A 24,925-nucleotide genomic window follows, 5' to 3' on the forward strand; every position below is an offset into this window, starting at 1 on the left:
TAGAAAATCGCTCTGCGAGGGCAAGAAAAGTCTTTGATTTCACTGGACTTGTATGGCTAGATGGCCCTTATGTTAGAGCAGATTCTTGATAATATTCGAGCGATCACTCAACAAGGTGAAAAAAGCCTGGTTGTTTTTGATTTGGATTCCACCCTTTTCGATGTGAGCCCTCGGGTGGAGAGAATTCTTCTGGATTTTGCCGCCTCCCCTTTCAATCAAAAAAAATTTCCCGAACAAGTCCGTTTGCTTAAGAACATTAAAACTTTACGTACGGACTGGGGTATTAGTGGTGCTCTTCAGCGCGCGGGCTTGGATGGAGCTCATCCTGAATTTCAAGAAGCCGTGCGCGCTTATTGGCAAAAGCATTTTTTTTCCAATCACTATCTTCAGTTCGACAGCCTTTACGAAGGCGCTTTAGAATTTGTTTTAGAAGTTGAAAAAGCCGGAGCACACATCGCTTATCTTACCGGCCGAGACGTCGAACGTATGGGCGTCGGCTCTACCGAGATCATGCACCAATGGGGATTCCCTTTGAACGAGCGTGCGCATTTGGTGCTCAAACCTCATCGCAGTATGGATGATGCGCAATTTAAAACCGACTGGCTTATCGAAAATGATAAGAGCTTTAAAAAAATATATTTCTTTGAAAATGAACCAGTGAATCTGGTTCACCTTGAGCAGTTCTGTCCTCATGTGGAGATGATCTTTTTTGAAAGCACTCACTCTGGAAAGGCGGAAGCGCCATCTAAATTGCCGCGCATAATGAATTACCTGCTTCACCAGAAGGGTTCGTAGTATGTTGTACCTTGTCGCCACTCCGATCGGTGATACCTCCGAAATCACTTTGCGCGCTTTGGAAATCCTGAAGTCCTGCGACATCGTTATCTGCGAAAGCACCAAAGAAGCTTCGAAATTATTGCGCATGCATGGCATTACCGGGAAAACCTATGAAGTTTTGGATGAACACTCTACCCCCGAAGACAAAGCGGCGTTGGTGCCTTTGTGCGCAGAAAAAAATGTGGCCCTAGTGACGGATTGTGGAACGCCTGGCTTCTGTGACCCCGGCGCTGATCTGGTGCGCCTCTGCCGACAAAAGAACATCGCTGTGAAATCGGCCCTGGGTGCTTCTGCCTTGATGGGACTCTTGTCATTAAGCGGACAAAGAATTGATGAGTTCGTTTTTCGTGGCTTCCTGCCAGCCGAAACAGAAAGTCGCCAGCGGGCTTTAAAAGAACTTACCAAAGAAAAGCGCGCTATCATCGTGATGGATACGCCTTACCGTCTTAAAAAGACCTTGAACGACATGAAAGACTATTTTGCCAATCGTAAGATTCTTCTGACTTTGAATCTTTCCCAAGATGATGAAAAAGTTTTGGAAGGCCCTATCGACAAAGTCATTTCCGCCGTGCCTTTTGAAAAGGCCGAATTTATGCTTTTGATTTATCCGTGATGGCTCAACTGTTTTCACTTCCGATCGATTCGTTCGTCCCCGCCATTCAGGAAAAACTGAAGTCTGAAAACAATCTTGTTATTACCGCAGCCCCGGGGGCCGGTAAAACAACGCGTTTACCGCCCGCCTTATTGAACGTGGTTACAAAAAAAGTTATCGTCCTAGAGCCACGAAGAATGGCGGCGATTGCCGCCGCTCACCGCATCGCCGAAGAACAAGGCTGGCAAATCGGTCGCGAAGTCGGCTATCAGGTGCGTTTTGCCAACAAAACCTCTAAAGACACCCGATTGATTTTTATGACCGAGGCCCTCTTGGCTCGCCAGATGATTCAGGACCCTGAGTTGCAGGACGTCGACCTAGTCATTCTGGACGAATTCCATGAAAGATCCATGCACGTCGATCTGGCTTTGGGGCTTTTACGCGAGCTTCAGGAACTGGGCCGCGATATCAAAATTTTAGTGATGTCAGCAACCCTAGAGGCCGATAAAATCTCGTCTTATCTGGGAGACTGTCCCATCTTCAGCGTTCCCGGCAAGCTGTTTGAACTAGAGGTTCGTTACCAGAAATCTTCGCAACATCTGCAAACGTTTCCAAATTTTTACGACACGCTTCTGCAAACTGTGAAAGAGGCCCAAACCCAGACGGACAAAGATATTTTGGTATTCCTCCCCGGCGTCGGAGAAATAGACCGCGCACAAAACACTCTGCAAGCTTGGGCGGATACAAAAAACATCGAACTTGTCCCCCTGCATGGCTCTTTAAACATTGAGGATCAAAGAAGAGCTTTGCAGAAGTCTTCTCGCCAGCGGGTCGTCCTTTCGACCAACATTGCCGAATCCTCGGTCACTATTGACGGTGTGAATACCGTGATCGACTCTGGCTTGGCCAAAAATATGAAGCAGGATCACCGCACCGGCTTTTCTCGATTGGAATTAGGACGCATCAGTCTTTCCAGTGCGATTCAACGAGCCGGACGGGCCGCCCGTCAATTTCCCGGCGTTTGTTATCGGCTTTGGAATAAGCACGATGAACTATCTTTTAGTAAAAGTGAGATCGCCGAGATTCAGCGCGTAGACTTGACCGAAAGTTTGTTATTCTTAAGCGCCCAGGGAGTGACGGACTTTGAAGCTTTTAGCTGGTTTGAAAAACCGGCCACTGTCGCTATCCAAAATGCGACCAGGTTTTTAAAAATTTCAGGCGCTTTGGGCGAGAACGGCAAAATCACCGACCTCGGAAAACGCATCCTGCACTTCCCCCTTCCCGTTCGTCTGGCAAAACTGATGTTGGTCGGAATGGATTTGCATGCGACCGAGCTGGCTTCGGAAATGGCCGCCCTTCTTCAAGAGCGTGACATCTTAAAGAAAGAATCCACGAATTCTTTTTTGGGAGACAACTTAGAATGCGATCTTTCCGCCCGCCTGGAAGTTCTTCACCAATTTAGAAAAAACAAGCGGGCACCGAAAGAAGCGGCATTCTTCGCTTTACAAACCGTCGACCAGTCCGCCCGGCAGACAGAAGAGCTGGCGAAGCGTCTGGCAAGCAAAGGCGAAAATGCCGCCATCAGTGCCGCAGGACGAAGCACACCAGGCGATGGCACCACCGTTAGAAATATTCTTTTAAGAGCCTATGCGGACCGCCTTTGCCGCCGTCGTGGAAAATCCGAACGAGCTTTGATGGTCGGCGGACGAGGGGTGAAGCTTCAAGCAGAAAGTTTGGTTAAAACTTCCGAATTTTTCGTGGCCCTGAATGGCGTGGAAGGAAGTTCCGATGCGGAAACCGTCGTCAGTCTGGCCTGCGGTTTTGATAAGGACTTCATTCTGCAAAACTTTAAGGACAGCATAACGAAAGTCAAAGATGTGACTTTCATCGAAGATAAAGGTCAGTTCTTCACGCGCGAGTATCGTTCTGTGTTCGGTTTGGCATTGGATGAGCCGACCTTAACACCGGCCTCCGCCGACGATATCGCAGACAAACTTCCGCAGATCTTGGCGGAAAAGATGGATTTGGTTTTAAAAACCAATGAAAAACTTTCTGATTGGTGGCAGCGACTTCAGTTTTTGGAAAATCAAGAGGCCCAAAATCTGGATCTTGAAAATTTGCAGATAGAAGCTTTTACCCAGGCCAGCCTGGGCGAAAGCAAAATGCAGACCGTAATGGAAAAAGACTTGGTCTTCTTTTTTGAAAATGTTTTTCCGGAAAAAGTTGTTCAGACTTTAAGAAAAGAGCTTCCCGATAAAATCCAGGTTCCCAGCGGCAGCCACATCAAAGTTCATTATCCTTTGGACAAAGCTCCTTATCTGGAAGTGCGTATTCAAGAGGTCTTCGGCATGATGGAAACACCTAAAGTGTATTTTGGCAAGATCCCGCTGACATTCCATCTATTAGGGCCGAATTACCGTCCCGTCCAGGTCACTGCGAATCTGGAAAGCTTCTGGAAAAACGGCTACCCTGAAGTTAGAAAAGAATTGCGCATTAAATATCCCAAACATCAATGGCCCGAAGATCCCGCGGATGGCACCCCCGAAGCCAAAGGTCGACGGCGTTTTTAGTGCACCTGCTTACAGGCACACTCAGGCGATTTTTCAACCTTTGCTTCGACCGTATCTGCCCGCTCTTCCAGGTGAGTTAAAAATGCGGCCGCACGAAAAGTCAGATCGTACAAAGTATCCATGTCGATCACGAACTTTTCGTCGCCGAATTTTATAGCTGCATAGGAATCAGAAACTTCTTCGAAAGCAATTTGTTCTGCTTTTACGAATTTTGCTTTTTTCATTAACCCCTCATCGAGTAATAACCGATGACCAAACCCGGTTCGAAGGCAAAGGGAACTGCTTCTAAATTCGGTTCATCCGTCAGACGCCCTTCCTCTTTACCGGCCACTTCTTCTTTTACCATGAACGTCGGAAGCGGCAGACGCGGGGCTTGTTTCGCCTGCAAGTAAACTTGGTTTTCGTAGGCTTCGTCTTTCAGACGGATTTTGTCGCCAACACGAATGATCGCGGAAGCAATATTCACTTTTTTACCATTCACCAAAACTTTACCATGCGAAATCAACTGCTTCGCTGCTGGAATACTTGCAGCAAATCCCAAGCGGAAGACCACATTGTCCAAACGCTTTTCCAATAGATTGACAAGGGCCTCTACCCAGTTTGTAGAAGCGGACTTTTGAGCCTTGTTGATGATGCGACGGAATTGTTCTTCACGCAATCCGTAATGAAAACGGATTTTTTGTTTTTCCTCGAGTTGCAAGGCAAACTCGGAATACTTACGACGTTGTAAGCCATGCTGCCCTGGTGGATAAGGACGTCTTTCCAAAGCGCCCGCCTTCCCCATACCGGGAAGTTCCGTCAGTAAACGTCTTTGTCTTTTAAATCGTGGAGTTTTACCAGTTCTTTTCATTTATTTGTCCTTCACAATGTCGTCAGAAGATTTAAAAGCCTCTGTAAAGAAAGAACAGAACTTCCTGAAAATTCCTGATCAATGAAAATAGGAAGAAAACGGATTGAAAGCGTGTTGAGACTGAAAACAAGTTGAATCCCTGAGCCGCCTTTGTTAGAACCCGAGCCACAAAAAGGTGGCCTTATGAAATCAGTGGTAGCGCTTGCACTTGGAATGTTCGGATTCAATACTTTGGCGTCAGCCGAAGTCCTTTTAAACTGCACTTACATCGACCAACCAGATATCAGCTCTGCGGTGGTCCAAACATATGCCAATCCTGCAAAGAAATATACTTTGGAGCTTGTTCTGACGTCTCCATCCGGCGAAACAGTATCACTTCCTATCGACTCCGAAGACTACAATGAGGGCTGGATTGTTCTGCCTTCAGATGAGGCGGCGGAACGCTATTTGACTCGCCAACAAGAGGGCTGGGAGATTTTCGGCGCTGTCGGCCAGAAAACATACTTTGCAACTGCGATCTGTGAAGAGAAACCGGAATAAATTGAAATTTAGTAAGATGGGAAAAAGGTCGTTCTTATAAAACCTTTTTCCCATCTCACTTCGCTTTGACTACCAACCAGTCAGGCGACGACGGCGATTTCTTTTGCGCGCGGGAACTGTGGTTCCGTTGCCCTCTTGATGAGTTGTCGAAGTTGGCACCGTCTGGATTGTTTCTGTCTGCTTCATAGCCGAACTCCTTTCGTCTAGATTAAGAACTTCCTTTATTCTCTCAGAGAAGCAGAGCATCAAGCGATGGATTTAATATTAGTCTTGGGTCATGAAAACCGTTTGAGAATGCTAACCCTTCCAAAAGAAAGATTTCACAACCCATAAAGGGCCGATCAATAAAAATTGTAAGTCTTTGAAAAATGAAGGTTTTTTCCCTTCAATCTGATGACCCTTGAATTGTCCGAGCCACGCCAGAACGAATATAGCCGACAAGATGAAGACAGGATTTCCTAGACGACTCACTGCATAAGTTAGTGCGTAACTGAGAACCACTTGCACTACCATCACTAAAAAAGGCAAAGCCCCCAGGGTCATATACCATCCCAACGCCACAGCAATGAGCACTTCCCCCAAGCGAGTGGGGCCCAAGGCAAAGGGGATCTGGATCAGCAGGCCAATAATGGAAAAGAAAATCAAAGGAACGCAGATTTTGTGAATCACCTGATTCGTTGGATTCTGATGACTTTCACCGTATTCAGAAAACCATTGCTTCAGGGATTTCATGCGGCTCCTACTTTTGAGTTGAGAGAGGTCCTACCATCGTGGCTCCTGGCGGAACATCTTTCGTGACGACGGCATTCGCGCCAATCAAAGCGCCCTCACCGACATTAATGGGTCCCAGAACTTTGGCTCCGGTGCCAATCAAAACTTTATTGCCCACAGTGGGGTGACGTTTCACGGGATCAAACTTCAGACCTCCTAAAGTCACACCATGAAAGATGATGCAATCGTCGCCGATCACGGCAGTTTCGCCGATGACGACCCCCATACCATGATCGATCACCAGGCGTTTTCCGATCGTGGCGCCGGGATGAATCTCGATTCCCGTAAGCAATCTTGAAATCTCTGCCACCAAACGTCCCAAAAAAAACAATTCAACCTTATAGCAGGCATGGGCAATGCGATGGAAGAATAAGGCTTTGGGGCCCGGGTAAAGCAGCGCAATTTCCCAAAGAGATTTTGCCGCGGGATCATAGTTTTTATACGTGCGCAGGAACTCTAGAATACCATTAACCATTTAATTTCTCGTTCATATCATCCAGCAAGAAGTAGCGATCAAAGAGCTCGTTGTAGCGAGACCACTTTTCGCCAGAACCTCTTTCCGCATCCACCAAAGTTTTTAGTGTCGCCACTTTGCTGTCAAAATCGTCCACCATAGCAATCACCATGGCCTCCAAAAACTTAGGTCGCTTCGGGGAACCGTATTCCAGCTTGCCGTGGTGACTGAGAATAATATGTTTACAGATGTCCCGTAGCTCTTCATTAAAACCCAAAATGCGAGAGGCCTTTTTATCGACCAACTCACATGCAATCTGCATGTGCCCGATCAGGCGACCACGATCCGTGTAGGAAATCCCGTTATCATAGGACAGCTCCCACAGTTTCCCGATGTCATGATAAATAGCCCCGAACAAAAGGAGATCCCGATTCAAGAAGGGATAGTGCGATCCCATAAAATCCATGATCTTGCAGATCGAAAGAACATGTTCAAGCAGTCCCCCCGTCCACGCATGATGAATGGATTTTGCCGCCGGAGCTTTTAAAATCTTCGGACGAATCTCAGGGTCTTCCAAGGTATCGAGAATCAGTTGCCGAAGGTGATCGTTCTTCATGGTGCGTACCATGTTCAACAACTCCACCAACATATCTTCCGTATTTCGCGAAGACTTTGGGATAAATTCTTCAAAATTCACGGTGGACGAGTCCACCCTTTCCAAACGATGCACCACAAGCTGTTTGCGGTTTTGAAAAATCTGGATAAGCCCTTTGATTTTAACAATGTCACCGACTTCGAATTCTTTTGCCAGCTCGTCCACGCGGTCCCACAAGCGTGCATCCAGACTGCCCGAGGCGTCGCCTAATTGCAGCCCCATAAATGGCCGTCCATTTTTACCTACACCGACATGCTTTTCCTTCACCAAGAAGGTCATGTCCACGCCATCTTTATCCTGAAGACTTTGAATAGATTTTCTTTCCATCAGGGGGCCTCACAGAAAAGTGGTGAATATTGAGGATGCATGAAAGTGACCTGAGCCAAGTGGACGTCGTTGTCTTTTTGCGCCGCAAAGAAAAAGGTTCCGCCCAACACACTCAAATAACGCTCTTGAGTCGTGTTGACCTTAATACCCTCTCCCGCCACTTCTTTCAAGAAACGATCTGTGATATCAAAGAATTGATTGCAGCCACCCCCAAAAACCTGAGAGCCGATGCGTCTTTTACGAGCCTTGCTGACGAAAATAACTTTTTTTGCGGTCGCGCCCTCAAACTGAGGAAAATCAAAACCAACGTAGAAGGAACCCTGATTGCCGGTTACATAACGGGACAAATCCACGGTGCCCCCGCCTTTCGGCAGTAAAATCTTAACCGCCTCATTGCGAATGATCTGATCGTTTTTTTGCACCAGGAATACAGTCACTTCGGAAAAAACCAGATTCTTGCCAATGGCAGAGGCCGCCGCCGGTGCGCCATGTTCACCGCCACCTTCTGCATGCGCTGCTTCTGTGGCTTTGAACTCGAGCAAATTCCACACTTGATTCGGGACTTTGATATCCTCGGGAAGATCCTCAAATTTAACTTCATGATATTCAGAAACGTGATAACCCGCAGGATCTGAAGTGCAACCCGCAAGAACTACTGACATCCAGAAGATGGATACCTGGACGAATTTGGTCATCATTCGTACTCCAGTTGATCCCTCAACTCCAGCAACGGCAGAAAATTAGGTTCAGATTGAAGACCTGCTCGAACATAATCGTAGGCCGAAGAGCGGTCATTATTTCTCATCATAACCCAAGCTAAACCATAAAGTGCGGAAGCACTTTGTTTGTCTTTATTGTAAGCCTCGGTATAGGCCTTTTGCGCGCACGCGACGTCACCGGTATTAATACAAATGTCACCGCTCAGCAGATCTTTGACCGACAGTGAAGCCAACTCAGGCATTTTTAAAATAGCCGTGGCTTCAGGCAATCGGCCGATTTTGGCCATATAACTAGCCTGAGTGGAAAGCACATAAGCGTCCTTGGGCGCTTCCGCCATCGCCTCGTGCAGAAGTTTGGCAGCATCGCTATCACGATTGATTTCCATCAAACACACCGCACGTAGAGCTTTCAACTCTGGATTCGGCGGTTGCTTTTGATAAATTTCGTCACAGTACTTTTCCAGGTAATCCCATTGGGTAAAGCGCCACTCTACATGCAAAGGATGCGTGTAGTTGCGGGCCTGACCAGGCATTTGACTTAAGAATTGGACAACGGCTTGATTGACGCCGTCGACATCGCCCAAAAGATTTTGCGCATAGACATTAAAAAGCAGAAGTTCCTGGCGTAAATAACCCGTCTTCTGAATATTGTTTTTGATGTCACGAATCAGATTTTGCAAAGCACCCGCATCCGAATTGGCTTTGGCGTATTCGACCGTCGCCATCGCTCGGCCAAAAAGGGCTAAAACCGACTGCGGATTTTTACGATGAATCGTATCGAAATCACGCATCGCCTCGGCGTAGTTGCCTTTTTTCTGTTGGATGATAGCTAAGTTCAAAAGAGCAGAAATATTAAATGGCTCATGACCGATGGCTTTTTGAAGGGTGTCCTCGGCTTGCTTAAGATCCCCGTCCATCATGTAAGAAACCGCGATCCCCAGATAGGCATCCACGATCTCGGCCCGACTGCGGCCTTCTTTCACGAGGGCTCTTTCTAAAATACGCCGTCCCAGCAAACTTTGGCGGTCTTCAGAAATCAATACAGCTGCCATCTGCACCTGAGATTCCGCATCAGGTTCTTTAATCTGCGTCGCCTTCAGATAAGTCTGTAAAGACTTTTCATAAAGACCCAGCGTTTTATAGCGAACAGCTTGCGCCATCAGTTCTTCGTAACCCAGACTTTTCTTTTTGCCTTTTTGCGAAAGCGCAACAACGACAACCCCGGCAATGGCCAGGGAGGCCGCGATTAAAACCCAACGAAGGACATTGGATTTCTGACGAAGTTTACCCTGCAAACGCGAATCACCAGAAGCGCCATAACTTCTTGCCGCCGAAGGGGCTGCGGTCGCGCGAGGCACCGGGGTTTCACGTACCGGAGTGACATCTTTGAAACCGGCTTCGCGTACTGGAGGCGGCGTCAAATCCAAATTCGGTGGCACTGGTGTCGGCGTCAAATCGTCCGTCACGGGAATGACATCCGTACGGGTCATTGTATGGTGCGCGATGGACTGAGTCATCGTCTGTTCGGAGGCCGAGTCTTGCTCTTCCCGGATGTTTTTTACGATATCCATGAAGATTTTGTTTTCCCGAATATAACTCCAACGTCCTTCAGGTTGGCGGACTTCGTCGATGATAGAAACTTGCTTGGTACGAAGCTGCTCCGTGACTTCAGACAGCGTAAAAGGTCCCAGAATCCGAGTTGAGGATTTAATGAGCCAATTCTTTTCGCTGTCGTTCACGTTGTCTGTACTCATATCAAATTAGAATGGTGCTTTCGTTAAAAGAAGTTTTAAGTCGTCGTTCGTCAGGAAAAGACCGGCTCCTAGATAGCTGGATCTTCTTTCGCTCTGATTGAAGGCATCGTTGACACCGGCCGTCAGATAAATACCGCGATACAAAGTATAGTTCAAAGAACTGCGAACGTTGGTGTTTTCAAAATCAAACGCTTCCAATGTGAACTTCAATTTGCGGCGGAAGAAGAAGTAATCGATACCGAAGCCGCCGGAATTTTCGATCAAACCACCCTTCAAAGTCAGGTCCCAAAAGTTCTTCGCGAAAAGAGCCGTGAACTTGATCTGATTATGATAGGTTTTCCGTTCTGTGTAATCCGCCGGAGACTCTGGACCAGTGCCGGTTCTTTTGTAATCCGTTGTTTCAACGACGCCCGCGGGATCATCGACCACAGCAATATAGTAATAACGATCTAGACCTGGTTGGATTTGCACACCGATATAAGACTTCGTTGCGCCCACTTCGTTCAAGTATTCACCACGGAAATCAAACGCCGTTTGGATGCGATTGGCAGAATCCATCAAACCGCTCAGGCCATCGATCGCCGACGAAACACTTTCCGCCGTTTGTTCGTCGCTGACCAATTTACCAATGGCGCCTTCACCCTTGTTGATCTTGGAGGTGATCTCGTCCAGATTTTTCACCGAATTTGACAGGCGTTTCCAAGTCTCTTTCAGACCGGTTTCGCTTTTGTCGTTCATAACTTCCTTCAAAGAAGAGGTCACGTCGTGGATGTCATCCACAATGTCGCCGATCTTGTCTTTGTTTTCGGTTGTCATTTGCGCCAAGTCACCCGTCAGGGTCTCGATGTTTTTTACGATACGACCTAAAACGTGTTTGCGAGTGCCATCTTCGGATGTCGCTTCTTGTAGATTCTTCGCAACTTCTTTTAACGATGTCGTCACTTCCGAAACTTGCGTCATCAGATTGTCCAAGGACCCGCCATCACGCACGATAAGAATTTGCGCGTTGTCTTCCAAAGGGGGATCTGTCGGCGAACCCGGATAAACTTCCACGTGCTTATCACCCAAAATACCTTGAGCCTTCACTTCGATCGACGCTGACGTCGTTAAAGGGACGTCCGATTTCACGGTGATATCAATGCGGGCTTTGCCATCCTGTAAAGAAATGTTTTTAATGACACCGACTGGAATCCCCGCAGAACGAACCGCCGAATTTTTAACCAATCCGCCGGCATTGGGTAACAAGAACCAGGCTTTTTTTGAACGACCAAGATAGGAAGGATCATCACTGACCTGCATCGACATGACGGCGATCAAAGATCCCACCACGACAACTAATAAACCTACTTTAAACTCTGCAGCGCGAAGCCAATTCATTGATGTTTCATCCCTTTAGTCACGAACCTCTTCACGAGCTCGATATCAGTGTTGAAGAAATCCTCTGGAGTACCAAATAATAGAACTCGGCCACTATCTAACATCGCAATATAGTCGGCAATCCTGAATGCGGCGGACAAATCGTGGGACACCATGATAGACGTCGTCGCACCAGCCCTCAACTTATGAGTACTCAGAATCAAATTATCCACCATTTCAGTCAGAATGGGATCTAAACCCGTGGTCGGCTCATCATAGATCAAGATTTCTGGATCTAGGGCGAGAGCCCGAGCTAGACCCGTTCTTTTTTGCATACCGCCACTGATTTGGCTGGGAAGCTTGTGATAATGTTTGGACTCCAAACCGACTTGTTGCAACTTTTCTTCGGCAATACGAAGGACCTGGGCTTCTTTCAAGTCGCGACGATGTTCAAACAAAGGAAAACAAACATTCTCTAAAACCGTCATATCGTCAAAAAGTGCGGCGGACTGAAACAACACACCGAACTTACAGCGAAACTTTGTCAGCTCGTCCTGCGAAAGAGTGCTAATGTCAGTTCCCAAAATTTCAATGGTGCCAGAGGTGGGTTTAAACAATCCCAAAAGATGCTTCAGCATCACACTTTTTCCGGTCCCCGAAAAACCGATGACCGCCGTCAAACTGCCCTTCGGGATTTCCAAATTAATTCCTTTAAGAACAAACTCTTTACCACCATCAAAGGATTTTTTGACGTCCCTTAAGGACACTGCCGATTCTGGTTTCATTTATGAAATCCCCATGACGTTGTAGTAAAAGCGAATCAGGTTCGTGGCAAAATAATCCAGGATGATGATACCGACCATGCTTTGGACGACACCTTGATTGGTGGCATCACCGACCCCTTTGGCGCCGCCCTTGGTGTTAAAGCCGCGGAATGTGCAGATCACAGCAAAGTACACACCGAAGATCATTCCCTTGAACAGACCTTCATTGATATGTTTCACTTCGATAAAGTCCGCAATTTTTTGCCAGAAAACAGCCTCGTCAAGAGCAACCAGTTTCACACATAGAAAGTAACTTCCCAACATCGCCACGAAGTCAAAAACAGCCACTAATAAAGGCATGCAGATCACGGCTGCGACTAAGCGTGGGGCAATCAAGTATTGCTTCGTATTTACACCCATCACATCAAGGGCGTCGATCTGCTCATTCACGCGCATGGTTCCCAAACGTGCCGCCATGGCTCCTCCGGCACGCGCCGCGACGATCAACCCTGTCAAAACAGGTCCCAACTCTCGCGTGATTCCTAAGGCCACTGTCGGACCGACCATATTCACAGCATTGAACAGCTTAAAACCCAAATAAAGTTGAAATGAAAGTGCCAGCCCTGTGAACACACCCGTTAAACAAATGATCCCCACTGACTGATTGCCGATAAACTCCATGTGGCGAATGATCTCGGGAAAACGCGAAGGCTTTGCAAAAATCAGACGGACGCTTTCGCTGAAGAACATCGCGATTTCACCGGTCTCGGCGATAGCATCGCGAACCTTCTTTAAAGTGAAGGCGCCAATGCCCGAGATGATGATATAAAATCTGTCCGCTAAGGTCACGTTACTCTCCCCCAACTTCGTCATGGATGAAACGGGCGTCTACACCAGTGTATACGCGCGGCACGCGCTCGCCCACGCTGGTTAACATTTCCCAAGTGATACTTTGGGCCAAGGTGCCAATTTCATCAGCAGAAAGAAAACTTCCTCCCGCTCCGTATCCGAACATGATCACTTCCTGATCTTTGAATTTTTTTAAATCCTGCGTGCCCACCACGTCCGTCACATCCAGCATCAGATAATCCATGCAGATGGTACCGGCAATAGGAACTCTGTGGCCCGCAAAAAGCAAAGAAGCTTTGTTGGACAAAATACGATGAAATCCATCGGCGTAGCCCACGGGCACCACGGCAATCACGGAATCCCGCTGCGCCTTCCATGTGGCTCCATAAGAAACTGTCTCGCCCGCTTTCACCCGACGATACGTAGCCACTTGGGACTTAAAAGTCATGACAGGTTTCAATTGGCAAACAGATTTGTCCTCTAAAGGATTGTAGCCATAAATCATCAAGCCGGGGCGTAAACCCCAGTTTTGCAAAAGCAGAGGATGGTTTTCAGGCAATGGCTTTTGCTTCAGTGATAACAAATTCAAAATGCCAGCGCTGTTCAAAGCATGACAAAAAATATTAAAAGGTTTGAAAATCTGACTGACGGCATGCAGTTGGCGTAATTGTTCCGCACTTTGACCTTGGGTGTCCAAAGCATCATCACCGTTATAAAGATGTGTGACCAAAGCCTTCAGGCGAATCTTTTTATTCTGCCAAAGTCGATCGAAAATTTTTTGCGCCTCTTCCGGGCGAAAACCCAAACGATTCATCCCCGTATCAAACTTAAGATGAATATTCACAGGTTGGTCGGCCGCAGCTTCCAGATGTTCGATATGTTCCCAGGTACTCACGACAGGGGTCATCTGATATTGAAGAATTTTTTCTGCACCTTCCCGGTCGAAACCGCGAAAGACCAGAATTTCGGCTTTGACTCCGAAATTTCTAAGCAACAGACCTTCTTCGATCAAACACACACCCAGATGTTTTACCCCTAAGGACTCTAAAAAACGTGCCAATTGCACATCACCATGGCCGTAAGCATTGGCCTTCACCATGGGACAAAGAAAAGGAGTCTGCGGAAATGACGACTGCAACAACCGAATGTTGTGCGCCAGATGATCCAAGTTGATTTCCGCAAAGGTGTGTCGATACATTTCCATCAAACTTATTTTTCCATTCGTCTAATCGGGTGCCACTTCAAACTCGGGACGATGTGATTCCGGAGCCTTATACAGACAAATTTTATTTCCGCCCTTGTCCGTGATGTGTAAAAGAGCCTTGGTCGATGTCTCATCCAGAGTTTTGGCAGAATCACACAATGAGGGATACTCACTCACTCCCAGACTGATAGACACTTTCATCCCATTGTCCATGAAAGAGGTCCCCTCGATAATGCGGCGAAGTCTTTCTGAACGCAGAGCCGCTCCCTTTTTTGAACAATGCGGTAATATCATAGCTATTTCGTTAGCAGAAGTCCTGCACGTCAAATCATTGGTACGACTGGTCTTAGTGATGATGGTTGCAACGGATTTAAGCAACTCGTCTCTCACCGCTTCACCCAAAGATGATTCAATCTCATAAAAATCATCCATCGCAATTTTAACGACGGAAATCGGCTGTTTTAAACGCCGCGCCCGCGACACTTCGTCGCTCAAAGCTTTTTGATAAAAATTACGGTTATACAGTTCCGTGATAAAATCTTGGACCTCTAAGGAGTCTACTTTCTTTTCCAGAGTGAACGCCGAATAGCAGATCGAAAGCAGACTGAACTCTTCGGCCAATTGCGCAGATTCGGCCGCACTGATGCTTCCCGAATAGACAAACACGCCTTCCAAGGCATGATGGGCATACAGCGGCAAAGCTTTCGGGGGACTTAAATGAAATGCCTCAACCAGCATCTCATTAAACCGCGCTGGCAAAAGTCCCATCGCCATTTGTGTGGTCAGGTCCTTCACATCGGAGGACTCCAGTTGCACGCCGACACCCTGAATATCGGAGGCCGGAATACCCTGCGCATGGGTCGCAACAAACGAACGAACGGAGGGCAGAAATTTAAAGAAAATGCACAAAGAGTTCGGCAGATGATTCAGGTATTTCTGAATCAAATCCTCTTTGCTTTGCGCGGATCGATAGTCGGTGATTCGCATCGAGACTTTGGGTGTTGAAATTTCCGTTTCCGCCTTTTTCAAGCTGTTTACGGCCGCTTCGTGCACTTCTTCCACTTTGGCTTTGGTGGATTGTAAATCATCAAAAAGCTGTTCATTCTGAAAAGTCAGATACATTTTTTCACACGCGCGATCGACCGCCCAGACAATACGGGATTCCAGGGCTGCGGATTCATCGGAAATCACATCGACAAATCCAAAACCGTTGTACTGCGCTAAAATGTCAAACTGGGAAATGGCGGACACCGCAATGAACTTGATTTCATCGTTGATGTCCTGAACGATCTTGACGAAGTCACTCAAAGAGCCCGCCAAAGCCGCCGTAGAAAAAACTAGAATATGCGGCGGACTTTCTTTTAATCTTTGCTCCAAGGTTTCTGGATCTTGAAAATAATAAGCATCATAGCCCGCCTGCGAAAGATACACTTTCGCAGAGGCGCCCGCATCCACATCCGTGGTGAAAACAAAGATCGTAAACTGAGAACTATAATCGCGAATATTCAACTAAAGCCTCTTTCCAGGTCGACGAATTTCTACGTGATAAGTATCCAGCTTTGAAGTTTTGGGTTTAGCCGTCATTTTCGGTGGCATCACCAGATTGACCGGCGTCAGTTCATCATTCAGTGTGGCCAGCTCTTCGGCCGTAGGCGCGGCTGCCGGTTCGCTGATCGGTGCGGAATCAATGGTGGTCGCCACTTCATCGGCCGTCACTTCTACAGCAACAGTGTTGCTAGGCTCACTCGCGACAACCTCGGTCTTGGCTGGGGCTTTGGGCTCGTCACCCAAAAATCCATCAATGAAACTGAACTCGTCACTGCCCAACGTGGACGCTGGGGACGACGTGCTTTTCACTGTCGAAGTTGAAACCATCGGTGTAGAGATTTTCGGTTTTGCCGAATCCGTCGTCAGGGCTGCATCCGGAGCTGTCGCCGGGACGGCCTCGGCCACTTCGGGCAGTTCCAACAAGGTGTCAATGTTGATATCCAAAGGTGAAGCCGCTGGTGCGCTGGCTTTGACCTCGTCGAAGTGAGCTTTGGCTTCTTCGTGGTGAACAGATTCTTCGGTTAACTTCGGCAATTCCGGTGAAATCACGAGTGGCTCTTCCTTTGCTGCAAGAACTTCCGTCGGCGCTTTCAAAACAGACGCCGCCGTTGTTTTTTTAAACAGGATACGAACCTTGGCACCCTGGCCCCGTTGTGACTCGACCCGTACTTCTGCGTTGTGCTCTTTCAAAATTCCGAAAGCCACCGAAAGCCCCAGGCCCATGTGATTGTGGAAAGAGCGTGTGGTGAAAAACGGATCGAAGATCTTATCGACATTACCAGCTTCAATGCCTTCACCCGTGTCCGCGATATCCAAATGAACGCCTTCGGCGTCCTCAAACAGATCCACGATGATTTCTTTTTTCGGCATGCGCTCCATAGCTTCCACAGAGTTATGAAGAATATTGGTAAAAGCGCGCATGACCGCATCAACATGCAAATCCAAAACCGATGTCTCTTGAAAGTTCTTGGTCAGCTTCACACCTTTTTGCGCAAACAAAGGTTCGAGATCCTTCAAGGCTTTCACGAGCGGACCTTCCACCTTCATCGAGTTCTTTTCCTGAACCTCTTCCCCGGCGTAACCTAAAAGCTTATCCAAAACACTGCGAGCCGCGCGAGTTTCACGCAAGATGGATTCCGTATTTTGCACGATCTCACTTTCTGGCGCCTTGGCCAGAATCATTTGCGAATAACCGAGGATCGAAGCCAAAGGACCGCGCATTTCGTGCGCCAACGCCGAGGCCACTTTCATCGACGCCTGCACTTTTTCTTTTTGCACGACTTCAGGATCTTGCGCGATCACTTTTTCCGAAACTGGTGGTACCAGAGGACGAGCCTTGGCCGTTTGCAATTCCTCTTCAAGATTCGCAATTTGTTTTTCCGTTGATGACGACAACCACAAAAGGGCCGCCGCGGCGACTGTCATCAAGCCCGCCCCCATCAACAAAAATTGCCACCAAAGACCCGTGCGGCCTTTCATCGTTTCCTTCAACGGCGCGGAACTTAAAACCAGCAAGTTACTTTGCGGAATCATCTCGTACATGCCGTAAAGATCACCCGACTTCAGCTGGAAAGTGTTGCTGCCATGAGAGGACCCACTTTTTTGCGCCTCTTTGAAAACCGGATCGTCACGCATCACGGTTCCAAGATATTCGGGCACAGAATGCCCCACCGTCAGTCCCGCCGAGGTCACGACGGAAAAAGAACTCAAAGCGCCGCGCTGAGCATCGATCACTGATTGAAAAATTTCACCTGAACCAAAAAGAGCGTAGGCTTTATTGCCTTCTAAAAACACCAGAGCCACATAACGACCGCGCTGTGAATCCTGAAAAGGCTTCACATAAAAACGCAGATCCGAAGTTCTGTTCGCGATATCACCCACTGCTGACTTAACGAACTCGGGCGTCCAACTGGCCGCCTTCGAATTTTCTTTGGCCACGATTACTTGCGGCTCAAGTTGACCGCCGTTGACAGCGAAAGACGCCACCGCATAGTAAGGCGCCAGAACATTCCAGTTCAATTTACCTTTTTGGAAGTTTTCCGCATTGAAGGTCGCAACTACGCGTTGCAGAGTTTTCAACTCGGTCGCCAAGGAGTGATTGATCGCGCCGACTTGGGTGCGCGTTTGGGCTTCCACCCAGCTCATTCTGTCACCGTAGACGAAACTGTCCGTTCGCCACAAGACAGCGCCAATAAAAATCGCGGCAACAGCAACGAGGACGGCGATGAGTTTTACTTTCATTGAGACGGTTCCTTCCCTGTAACAGTCCTCCGGCGGGGCCCAAAGCATCTTGCCTTGTCACTTCCGCTCGACGTCTTTGATTTTATTGTAGTTTTAGAAACTGGTAAGAATCAAGCAAGAGTCCTTTGCAAATGCCAACAAAAGCGGTAAGAAGATGCCACTATGAGTACTCATCGCCCCGATGTTTTGATTATTGGTTCTGGCTCTGCAGGATTAGCACTGGCTTTAAAGCTTTCTTCATTGGGGAAAGTGATTGTTCTTGCCAAAGAAACAGCGGGGGGTACGAACTCTGCCATGGCTCAAGGGGGCATCTCGGCTGTGATGTCGGAAGAGGACAGCTTTGAATCCCACATTCATGACACCTTGACCGCGGGCGCCGGTCTTTGCAAAGAAACTGTTGTTCGTAATTATGTTGAACAAGCCCCTGAACGTATTCATGATTTACTAAACTGGGGCGTACAGTTTGACGTTAAAAAAAGAGGCTCCGAAGAAACCACTGAAATCGATTTGACGCGCGAGGGCGGGCATAGCTTTCGACGCATTTTGCACTTCGAAGACCAAACCGGTTTAGAAATTCACCGCACTCTTTTGGCGCGTGTCCGTGAAAATCCCAACATCACTCTTCTTGAACGCTTCTATGCCATCGACCTCATTGTGAATAAAGAAGTCGATCCCGACGACATGACACCCGTTCGCTGTGTCGGTGCCTACGCTTTAAACAAAAATGATGGCGAGGTGCATACATTTCTTGCGAAGAACACCATTCTCGCCACGGGGGGCGCTGGAAAAGTTTATCTGTACACCTCGAACTGGAGTGGCGCGACTGGCGACGGCATCGCGATGGCTTATCGCGTGGGCGCGCGCATTGCCAATCTTGAGTTCATGCAATTCCACCCCACATGTTTGTATCATCGCGAATCCCGCAACTTCTTGATCTCGGAAGCTTTGCGCGGCGAAGGCGGCGAACTTATCGATAGCGCGGGCCAACCTTTCATGCAGAAGTATCACAAGTTGGGTTCACTCGCGCCTCGCGACGTCGTCGCTCGCTCCATTGACAAAGAGATGAAAAGAACCGGCGCTGAATGTGTCTATCTGGACATGACGAAGTTGGATCGTGATTTCCTGAAAAGCCGTTTTCCCACGATCTTCAACAAGTGTCTTGAGTTCGGTATTGATATGAGCCAAGACCCCATTCCCGTCGTACCCGCAGCACACTATCTGTGCGGGGGTGTGCTAACAGACTTAAACGGTCGCACCGACATTCCGGGACTCTGGGCTGTTGGCGAAACAGCTTGCACAGGTCTTCATGGCGCCAATCGCCTGGCCTCAAATTCTCTTCTAGAATGTCTGACTATGGCCCACAACTGCTCGGAACAGATTCGCCAGCAGTGGGACACGGATCAATTTTTTCCTCTAGACCCTAAACCTTGGACACACCCCGAGGAAGCAAACGACGACGAGATGATCGTCATCAACCACATGTGGGACGAAATCCGCCGCCTGATGTGGAACTACATGGGGATTGTTCGCTCTAACAAACGTCTGGAACGCGCCCAGCATCGCCTAAAAAATATTTTGGCCGAGACGAAAGAATATTATTCGCACATGAAAATCCATTCGGACATCTTAGAACTTCGCAACATCGCGATCGTTGCGGATCTCTCTGTCGAGTGTGCGCTTCGTCGCCATGAATCCCGGGGCATTCACTTCAATATCGATTATCGTGAATCCAGTCCGGAACCGCACGATACAATCGTGGTCCGGGGCCTGATTTGACTTGCTCCCTGATTGCTCTCGCGGCAATCTAGAGGATATGTACAAAAGATCTGAAGGCTTTTTTAAAGGTTATCAGGATATCAACCTGTTCTTTCAAATTTGGGACAATCCCAACGCCCGTGGCACTGTGATCATCAATCATGGTCAGGGAGAACACTCTGAGTCTTACCATCGCTTGATTAAAGCATTTGAAAATGATCAGTGGAGTTTTTACGGTTGGGATTTACGCGGTCATGGTCGTTCAGAGGGTCGTCGCGGTTATGTCGCGCAATTTGATGACTACTGCAAAGACTATAAAATATTTTTGGACATGGTTCTAAAAGAGGACAAAGTAAAAAAAGGGCCTGTGATTCTTTTCTGTCACTCGATGGGCGCTTTGATCGAATTAAAAACCTTGCTTCGCAATCCCGATCTTCGCTGTGACGGCATCGTCGTCAGTTCCCCCCTTTTGGGGGTGTCCGTTCCTGTTCCCACTTACAAATCAAAGGGTGCCGTTCTTCTGAACACTCTGTTGCCGACGATCACGATGGGTAATGAACTGACAAACGATATGCTGACGCGTGATCCGGATGTGATTCGTGAATTCGAACAGGATGCACTTCGCCACAATCGAATTTCACCGGGCGCGTTTTTGGGTTTCCTGGAATCCTTCGAATATGTGCGCCCTCGCGCGAATGAAATTAAAAAGCCGGCTCTTTTTGTGATTGCCGAAAATGACCCTGTGGTCAGCAGCCTGGAAGCCAAGAAGTTCTATGATAAATTAGGCAGCCAGAAAAAGGACATTTACATTTATCCCGAGGCGAAGCACGAAGTCGTGAACGATATTATGCGCACGACTGTTTTTGCCGATATCAAAAAATTCTTGGATGGTTTCTTGGAGTCAAAATAATGAAGTATCTTTTAAGCCTTTGTCTTTTTCTATCCGCTTGCGCCAGCACTTATGAGGTCACGCCCGCAGGACATACTATCAAAACCAAAGACGACTACATGGAAGTCATTGAGAAGCATTCGGATCAAGTGCGCAAGTACACCGGCTTTTACAACACTTTGGATTTTCAGGCGACAGTCATAACTTCAGCGGTGGCAAAAGCTCAGCTTGAACAAAGCAACATGCTTTACCAGTGGGATGAAACACGCTTCGCAGAGGAAAAAAACAAATTTGAAAACCGTCTTAGTAAAGAAGCTGAAGTTTTCCTGAGTTTTTATACTCCGGAAAGAAAGAACGACGATCTTTCCAAAACGTCCACGATCTGGAAAATCTTCCTGGATGTCGATGGTCGACGCTATGAAGGCAAGGCGAAGAAAATTAAATTGCAGTTAGTTGAAGTCGAGGGTCTATACCCTTATCACAACCGCTTTTATACGCCTTATTCCGTGATCTTCCCGGTGCCAATGCGCTCGATCGAAGGCAAGCCCATGAAAATGACTGTGACCGGCGCAGTGGGCTCGGGCGTTCTTAATTTCAATCCTTAAATTTTTTAGAAAAAAGTCCGTCCGATGACGGACTTTTTTTACTTAGGACCGTTTAAAACGGCGACCCACTTCGATATCAAAAAGCGGTTTTACAAACTTCGCGATTTTCAAACCAACCCCCGTCAGACCGCTTGGCTCCAGCACTTCAATATCATGCAAAATAGCTTCACGAATCATCTGTGCGTACTTCGCCGGCGAAATGCTTTCTGTCGGAATAGCAAAATTTTTCGAATACAAAGTCTCGATTTCATCAAACATGCGCGTCTTGATTCCTGGTGTGACTAACAACAAGGTCGTCACGCCGGTTTCTTTCAGCTCCATACGAATGCAGTCCGTAAAAGCCATGACGGCCGCTTTTGATGCCGCATAAGTGGAAGCACAAGGAAAATGCATGTACGCTGAAACGCTGGAGTTATTGATGATTTTACCCCGCTTCCGTTGCAACATTCCGGGAAGCAAGCCGTGGGTCAAATGAACCAGGGCATTCACATTCACCTGAAACATTTTGTAGATGTCATCCAAAGGTTGCTCTTCAATCAATCCGCCCGTCAACATTCCTGCATTGTTAAAAAGAATGTCAATCGGTGTGCCCTCTAAGCTTTTCAGTAAATGCTCGACGCCCTGACGGGTGGAAAGGTCTGCTTCCCATACCGTGACTGATTTTGCGCCAGCTTCTTGAAGCTCTTTGGCCAGATTGGAATCAGGTTGTCGTACGACGACGTGAAGATGAGCTTTGTCTTCCGCGCACATTTTCGCAAAGGCTTTGCCGATTCCACGACTGGCGCCTGTGATAAGAATATGACGATTGGCGATTTCCATAATGCTTATCCTTCTTTGATTTCCGTCTGAGGATTCAATCCCCAGGATTTCAAAATTTCGATTTCATCGGCAGCCGAGGACGCCTTTTTAAACTTCGCTCCTGACTTGCCGCTCACGCGATTCTGACAGGAAGGCCAGTTTCGATGGCGGTAGACCAACCCACCAATGTTGCTTAAGTAACTGAAAGCCTCTTTCTTTTCTGTCGGAGACCGCATTTCAGGCAACGAAGTATCCGCCGGGACCTCCAGCAAATTAATGGCATAAGAGCTTAAAGGGCCTTGATATAAAGATATGTAATCATTTTTTGAGAAAGCGACCGCGATACGATCACAGCGTTCATTCCCAGGAGTGCCGACATGGCCGCGGGAATACTTCCACTCGATTTTATTTCCTGGTCCACGGGACTGGATGATTTGTGCGAGCTCTTCCCAAATATCCCGATTGGAAACTTCGCCGCCTTCGGCCGTTTTCCAGCCGCGCTTCTTCCATCCCCAAATCCACTGCGTAATTCCACGAATCAAATAGGTAGAATCGGTGTAAAAATGCACAGGCCCGGGAACAGCAGAAATAAATTTTAATGCCTCCACCGCCGCAGTCATTTCCATGCGATTGTTGGTCGTCGATCGCTCTCCATCACCAAGTTCCTGCACCTGATCGTTGGGTAAAAGAACCACACTGCCCCACCCACCGGGGCCAGGATTTCCTGAACATGCACCATCAGAGAATATCAAAATATAATCACGTACTTTTATTGCCACAGCTCATGGTCATCGCCGTCATTTCCTATGTCAATGCGCTAGATGCCAGAGACTGGCCCCTGACCAATACTTAGACAGGTAAAGCTTATCAAGATGCAATTAAAGCCCTGCGGCTTCTGGCACCCTCCCTGCAAATTAAGCCCGAAGGAGAGTGTTTATGTCTTTTGCTATGCGCCCCCTTATCGGATTTTTGACGACAGTTCTGCTGGCAAGCCAGGTCTTCGCCAACGCCTCTGTCACCTCTTCGACAACACTGGTGCAACAGCCGAAAAAACAAGGGCGTATGTGGAGTGGTTTTATCAATGCCAGTCGCTCAACGAGTCTGTATGATTTCCAAGACGGAACACGCCAAGATGCGATGGATTATATGATGCGTATGAATTTGAAGTTTAACGACAAGTTCTCGATGCGCGTGCAAGGCGGATATTCTCAAGATTTGAAATACCCTGAAAACAATGATTTTTCCGATACGTCAGTCAGCCTGGGCCGTGCGCCATTTGCTTTGGGTAAGACTTTTATGATGGGCTATCGAGTGAGCACGGGCCTCCCCACCTCGAAGGACTCCCACACTCGCCAAAATCTGATTGCTTCTCTTTCCACGACGGCGAACCTGATGATCAATCCAGACCGTCTTATTTCGGGACTGGAAATCGCCGGAGCCGTTTCTGCGGGCCGCAACTTCCATCAATACGAAACCGCGTTGGACGGACGTGTGAATACACAATGGTCGTCGACGCAAATGTTTTCGATGGCTTACACTTTCACAACGGGAATTTCTGTTTCTGCGGAATTTAGTCACCGTAATACGTGGTCCTACCAAAACGTGATGCGTGATACTTTTGAAATGACTCAAGAGATCGGTTACGAAATCAATGAAACCTTTTCGGTGGCAGCAGGTCATACGAACTCGGGCTCGTCCTTAAAGCCCAATGGCGACGACTCCAATGTGCAGCTTATCAACGAAAATACATCCCTCGTGTACGCATCGGCGACCGTTGTATTCTAAAGCTTCATGAAAAACTGGTTGGTGGCCCTCATTCTGATTCTGAGCTTCCGACCGGCTGAGGCCCAGCAACCTATCGATATCGTCTTTGATATTGACTGGACCACCTTTTATACCGTTCATCCTGAAAATAAAAACGAACTCAGCGCGAAGAATCTGGAAGTCGAAGGAAAGTTTTACCGTCCTACCGACTACCTGCCAGAAGTCATCGAGTTTCTTCTGAAAAATCATTCTGAAGTCCGTATCAGTTTTTTTAGTGGCGGCACCAAAGCCCGCAATATCGCTTTGTTAAATAAGGTGACTCTTTCCGATGGCCGAAGTCTGCTCGACATCAGTCATCGCATTCTTTCTTTTGAGGACCTCACACGGGTTTCTCATAACGAGACACTGAAATTTTCCGAGCAGTATAAAAAGGTTTTGTCTGAGGGTCTTCCCGACTGGAATCCGCAACGCACACTGCTTATTGATGACCAGCCCGAGTTCGCGCAAAAACCCTTGAAGTCGGTGTCCTCATTGGGACACTATAACTTTCAGGAAAGCTTTGATGCCGGTCGTTCCACCGAAAAGTTCTTCCCGGCCTCGTACGAACAATGGCAACAAGAGCGTCGCAAAGCTCTGGTGTGGTTGGCTATAATTGAAAATGCTCTTGCCGAATCTTCCCGCAGTGGAAAAGACTTTGCCGGCACGGCCCAAGAAATGTGGCTTCACGCTACTGAAAATGCTTTACTACCCAAGCAAGGTGAACGCCTTATTAATCTCTTGTCGGCACCGGCTTGCCAAAAAGTTTTTGTACCTTAATCACTGCATGTCTTTTAAATGTTTTAAAGTAACGATATGCATACGTCGGGCTTTATCAAAATGAATCGAATACTTCTGCGGATAGTAACCTCTTTGCGTGAAGGTCTTAGGTAACATCAATTCTTGTTCAAACTTTCTTTTCTTCAGCAAGTAGTCCCGTGTGATCATCGGCTCGATAAAAATCATATTGGCGTCGTAGTAGCCATAGATGAAGGTCGTCGTAAAGGGCTTCCCATTATACTCTGGCGATCTTAAATCGACCCAATG

24 protein-coding genes and 1 pseudogene are annotated in these 24,925 nt (G+C 47.7%); 9 read left to right on the plus strand and 16 right to left on the minus strand.

Annotated elements, in window-relative coordinates:
- The first annotated feature begins 69 nt into the window (after positions 1–69).
- The 3 genes from OM95_RS02915 to hrpB are packed head-to-tail and all read left to right on the plus strand — an operon-like array spanning position 70 to position 3,999.
- The gene (locus OM95_RS02915) at positions 70–795 is read left to right on the plus strand and encodes an HAD family hydrolase (RefSeq protein WP_291515487.1); all 726 of its coding nucleotides are present in this window, start codon (positions 70–72) and stop codon (positions 793–795) included.
- Position 796: 1 nt separating this feature from the next.
- Positions 797–1,450: a 16S rRNA (cytidine(1402)-2'-O)-methyltransferase gene (gene rsmI / locus OM95_RS02920; RefSeq protein WP_041870127.1), complete on the plus strand. Its 654-nt coding sequence runs from the start codon at positions 797–799 to the stop codon at positions 1,448–1,450.
- Complete coding sequence (hrpB, locus tag OM95_RS02925; protein WP_041870130.1) at positions 1,450–3,999, plus strand: ATP-dependent helicase HrpB; 2,550 nt, start codon at positions 1,450–1,452, stop codon at positions 3,997–3,999. Before rsmI ends, hrpB begins: the two co-directional genes overlap by 1 nt.
- Here the strand turns inward: hrpB and OM95_RS02930 are convergent.
- Together OM95_RS02930 and rpsD are read right to left on the minus strand one after the other, a co-directional pair.
- Complete coding sequence (locus tag OM95_RS02930) at positions 3,996–4,223, minus strand: hypothetical protein (protein WP_041870132.1); 228 nt, start codon at positions 4,221–4,223, stop codon at positions 3,996–3,998. The genes hrpB and OM95_RS02930 overlap by 4 nt on opposite strands.
- Positions 4,223–4,849, minus strand: coding sequence for a 30S ribosomal protein S4 (gene rpsD / locus OM95_RS02935; RefSeq protein WP_041870134.1), 627 nt, complete (start codon positions 4,847–4,849; stop codon positions 4,223–4,225). Before rpsD ends, OM95_RS02930 begins: the two co-directional genes overlap by 1 nt.
- A 183-nt stretch (positions 4,850–5,032) precedes the next feature.
- Here rpsD and OM95_RS02940 point away from each other — a divergent pair, with 183 nt between their 5' ends.
- Positions 5,033–5,389, plus strand: a complete 357-nt coding sequence (locus OM95_RS02940; protein WP_041870136.1) for a hypothetical protein — start codon at positions 5,033–5,035, stop codon at positions 5,387–5,389.
- A 297-nt stretch (positions 5,390–5,686) separates the two neighbouring features.
- On the opposite strand, the gene OM95_RS02945 is transcribed toward OM95_RS02940, so the two are convergent.
- From OM95_RS02945 to OM95_RS02995, 11 genes are read right to left on the minus strand one after another with little or no spacing between them, the layout of a single operon-like run.
- A complete protein-coding gene (locus OM95_RS02945; protein ID WP_041870138.1) occupies positions 5,687–6,121 on the minus strand; it encodes an Mpo1-like protein in 435 nt (144 codons plus the stop codon).
- Between the two features lie 7 nt (positions 6,122–6,128).
- The gene (gene epsC, locus OM95_RS02950) at positions 6,129–6,635 is read right to left on the minus strand and encodes a serine O-acetyltransferase EpsC (RefSeq protein ID WP_041870139.1); all 507 of its coding nucleotides are present in this window, start codon (positions 6,633–6,635) and stop codon (positions 6,129–6,131) included.
- Entirely contained in the window at positions 6,628–7,596 is a 969-nt protein-coding gene (locus OM95_RS02955; protein WP_041870141.1) for an HD domain-containing protein, read from the minus strand. Before OM95_RS02955 ends, epsC begins: the two co-directional genes overlap by 8 nt.
- Positions 7,596–8,294: a hypothetical protein gene (locus tag OM95_RS02960; protein WP_041870143.1), complete on the minus strand. Its 699-nt coding sequence runs from the start codon at positions 8,292–8,294 to the stop codon at positions 7,596–7,598. Before OM95_RS02960 ends, OM95_RS02955 begins: the two co-directional genes overlap by 1 nt.
- Positions 8,291–10,069, minus strand: coding sequence for a tetratricopeptide repeat protein (locus tag OM95_RS02965; RefSeq protein WP_041870145.1), 1,779 nt, complete (start codon positions 10,067–10,069; stop codon positions 8,291–8,293). Before OM95_RS02965 ends, OM95_RS02960 begins: the two co-directional genes overlap by 4 nt.
- A 6-nt stretch (positions 10,070–10,075) precedes the next feature.
- Complete coding sequence (locus OM95_RS02970; protein ID WP_041870146.1) at positions 10,076–11,446, minus strand: MlaD family protein; 1,371 nt, start codon at positions 11,444–11,446, stop codon at positions 10,076–10,078.
- Positions 11,443–12,210 carry an ABC transporter ATP-binding protein gene (locus OM95_RS02975; protein ID WP_041870148.1) on the minus strand — a complete coding sequence of 256 codons (768 nt, stop codon included), beginning with the start codon at positions 12,208–12,210 and terminating at the stop codon, positions 11,443–11,445. The genes OM95_RS02970 and OM95_RS02975 overlap by 4 nt, the downstream gene beginning before the upstream one ends.
- Complete coding sequence (locus OM95_RS02980) at positions 12,211–13,038, minus strand: ABC transporter permease (RefSeq protein ID WP_041870150.1); 828 nt, start codon at positions 13,036–13,038, stop codon at positions 12,211–12,213.
- Position 13,039: 1 nt separating this feature from the next.
- Positions 13,040–14,242: an alanine racemase gene (alr, locus tag OM95_RS02985; protein ID WP_041870151.1), complete on the minus strand. Its 1,203-nt coding sequence runs from the start codon at positions 14,240–14,242 to the stop codon at positions 13,040–13,042.
- Between the two features lie 21 nt (positions 14,243–14,263).
- Complete coding sequence (locus OM95_RS02990; protein ID WP_041870153.1) at positions 14,264–15,751, minus strand: diguanylate cyclase; 1,488 nt, start codon at positions 15,749–15,751, stop codon at positions 14,264–14,266.
- Entirely contained in the window at positions 15,752–18,031 is a 2,280-nt protein-coding gene (locus OM95_RS02995; RefSeq protein WP_041870154.1) for a HAMP domain-containing sensor histidine kinase, read from the minus strand. It lies immediately after the preceding gene.
- A 162-nt stretch (positions 18,032–18,193) separates the two neighbouring features.
- On the opposite strand from OM95_RS02995, the gene nadB reads away from it, so the two are divergent.
- From nadB to OM95_RS03010, 3 genes are read left to right on the plus strand one after another with little or no spacing between them, the layout of a single operon-like run.
- Positions 18,194–19,807 carry an L-aspartate oxidase gene (gene nadB / locus OM95_RS03000; RefSeq protein WP_041870156.1) on the plus strand — a complete coding sequence of 538 codons (1,614 nt, stop codon included), beginning with the start codon at positions 18,194–18,196 and terminating at the stop codon, positions 19,805–19,807.
- Positions 19,808–19,844: 37 nt separating this feature from the next.
- The gene (locus tag OM95_RS03005) at positions 19,845–20,696 is read left to right on the plus strand and encodes an alpha/beta hydrolase (protein WP_041870158.1); all 852 of its coding nucleotides are present in this window, start codon (positions 19,845–19,847) and stop codon (positions 20,694–20,696) included.
- Positions 20,696–21,280 (plus strand): hypothetical protein, encoded by a 585-nt coding sequence (locus OM95_RS03010; RefSeq protein ID WP_041870160.1) that lies wholly within the window; start codon positions 20,696–20,698, stop codon positions 21,278–21,280. The genes OM95_RS03005 and OM95_RS03010 overlap by 1 nt, the downstream gene beginning before the upstream one ends.
- A 42-nt stretch (positions 21,281–21,322) precedes the next feature.
- Here OM95_RS03010 and OM95_RS03015 read toward each other — a convergent pair whose 3' ends face one another.
- Positions 21,323–22,099, minus strand: coding sequence for an SDR family NAD(P)-dependent oxidoreductase (locus tag OM95_RS03015; RefSeq protein ID WP_041870162.1), 777 nt, complete (start codon positions 22,097–22,099; stop codon positions 21,323–21,325).
- A gap of 5 nt (positions 22,100–22,104) precedes the next feature.
- Positions 22,105–22,857, minus strand: a complete 753-nt coding sequence (rnhA, locus tag OM95_RS03020; protein ID WP_291515488.1) for a ribonuclease HI — start codon at positions 22,855–22,857, stop codon at positions 22,105–22,107.
- 157 nt (positions 22,858–23,014) lie between these two features.
- Here rnhA and OM95_RS03025 point away from each other — a divergent pair, with 157 nt between their 5' ends.
- Both OM95_RS03025 and OM95_RS03030 read left to right on the plus strand, forming a co-directional pair.
- Positions 23,015–23,863, plus strand: coding sequence for a hypothetical protein (locus tag OM95_RS03025; RefSeq protein WP_041870164.1), 849 nt, complete (start codon positions 23,015–23,017; stop codon positions 23,861–23,863).
- Between the two features lie 6 nt (positions 23,864–23,869).
- The gene (locus OM95_RS03030) at positions 23,870–24,658 is read left to right on the plus strand and encodes a hypothetical protein (protein WP_041870167.1); all 789 of its coding nucleotides are present in this window, start codon (positions 23,870–23,872) and stop codon (positions 24,656–24,658) included.
- On the opposite strand, the pseudogene OM95_RS03035 reads toward OM95_RS03030, so the two are convergent.
- Positions 24,659–24,925 (minus strand): annotated as a pseudogene (locus OM95_RS03035) (hypothetical protein); the annotation flags it as partial.

Source organism: Bdellovibrio sp. ArHS (assembly GCF_000786105.1).
GTDB lineage: Bacteria > Bdellovibrionota > Bdellovibrionia > Bdellovibrionales > Bdellovibrionaceae > Bdellovibrio.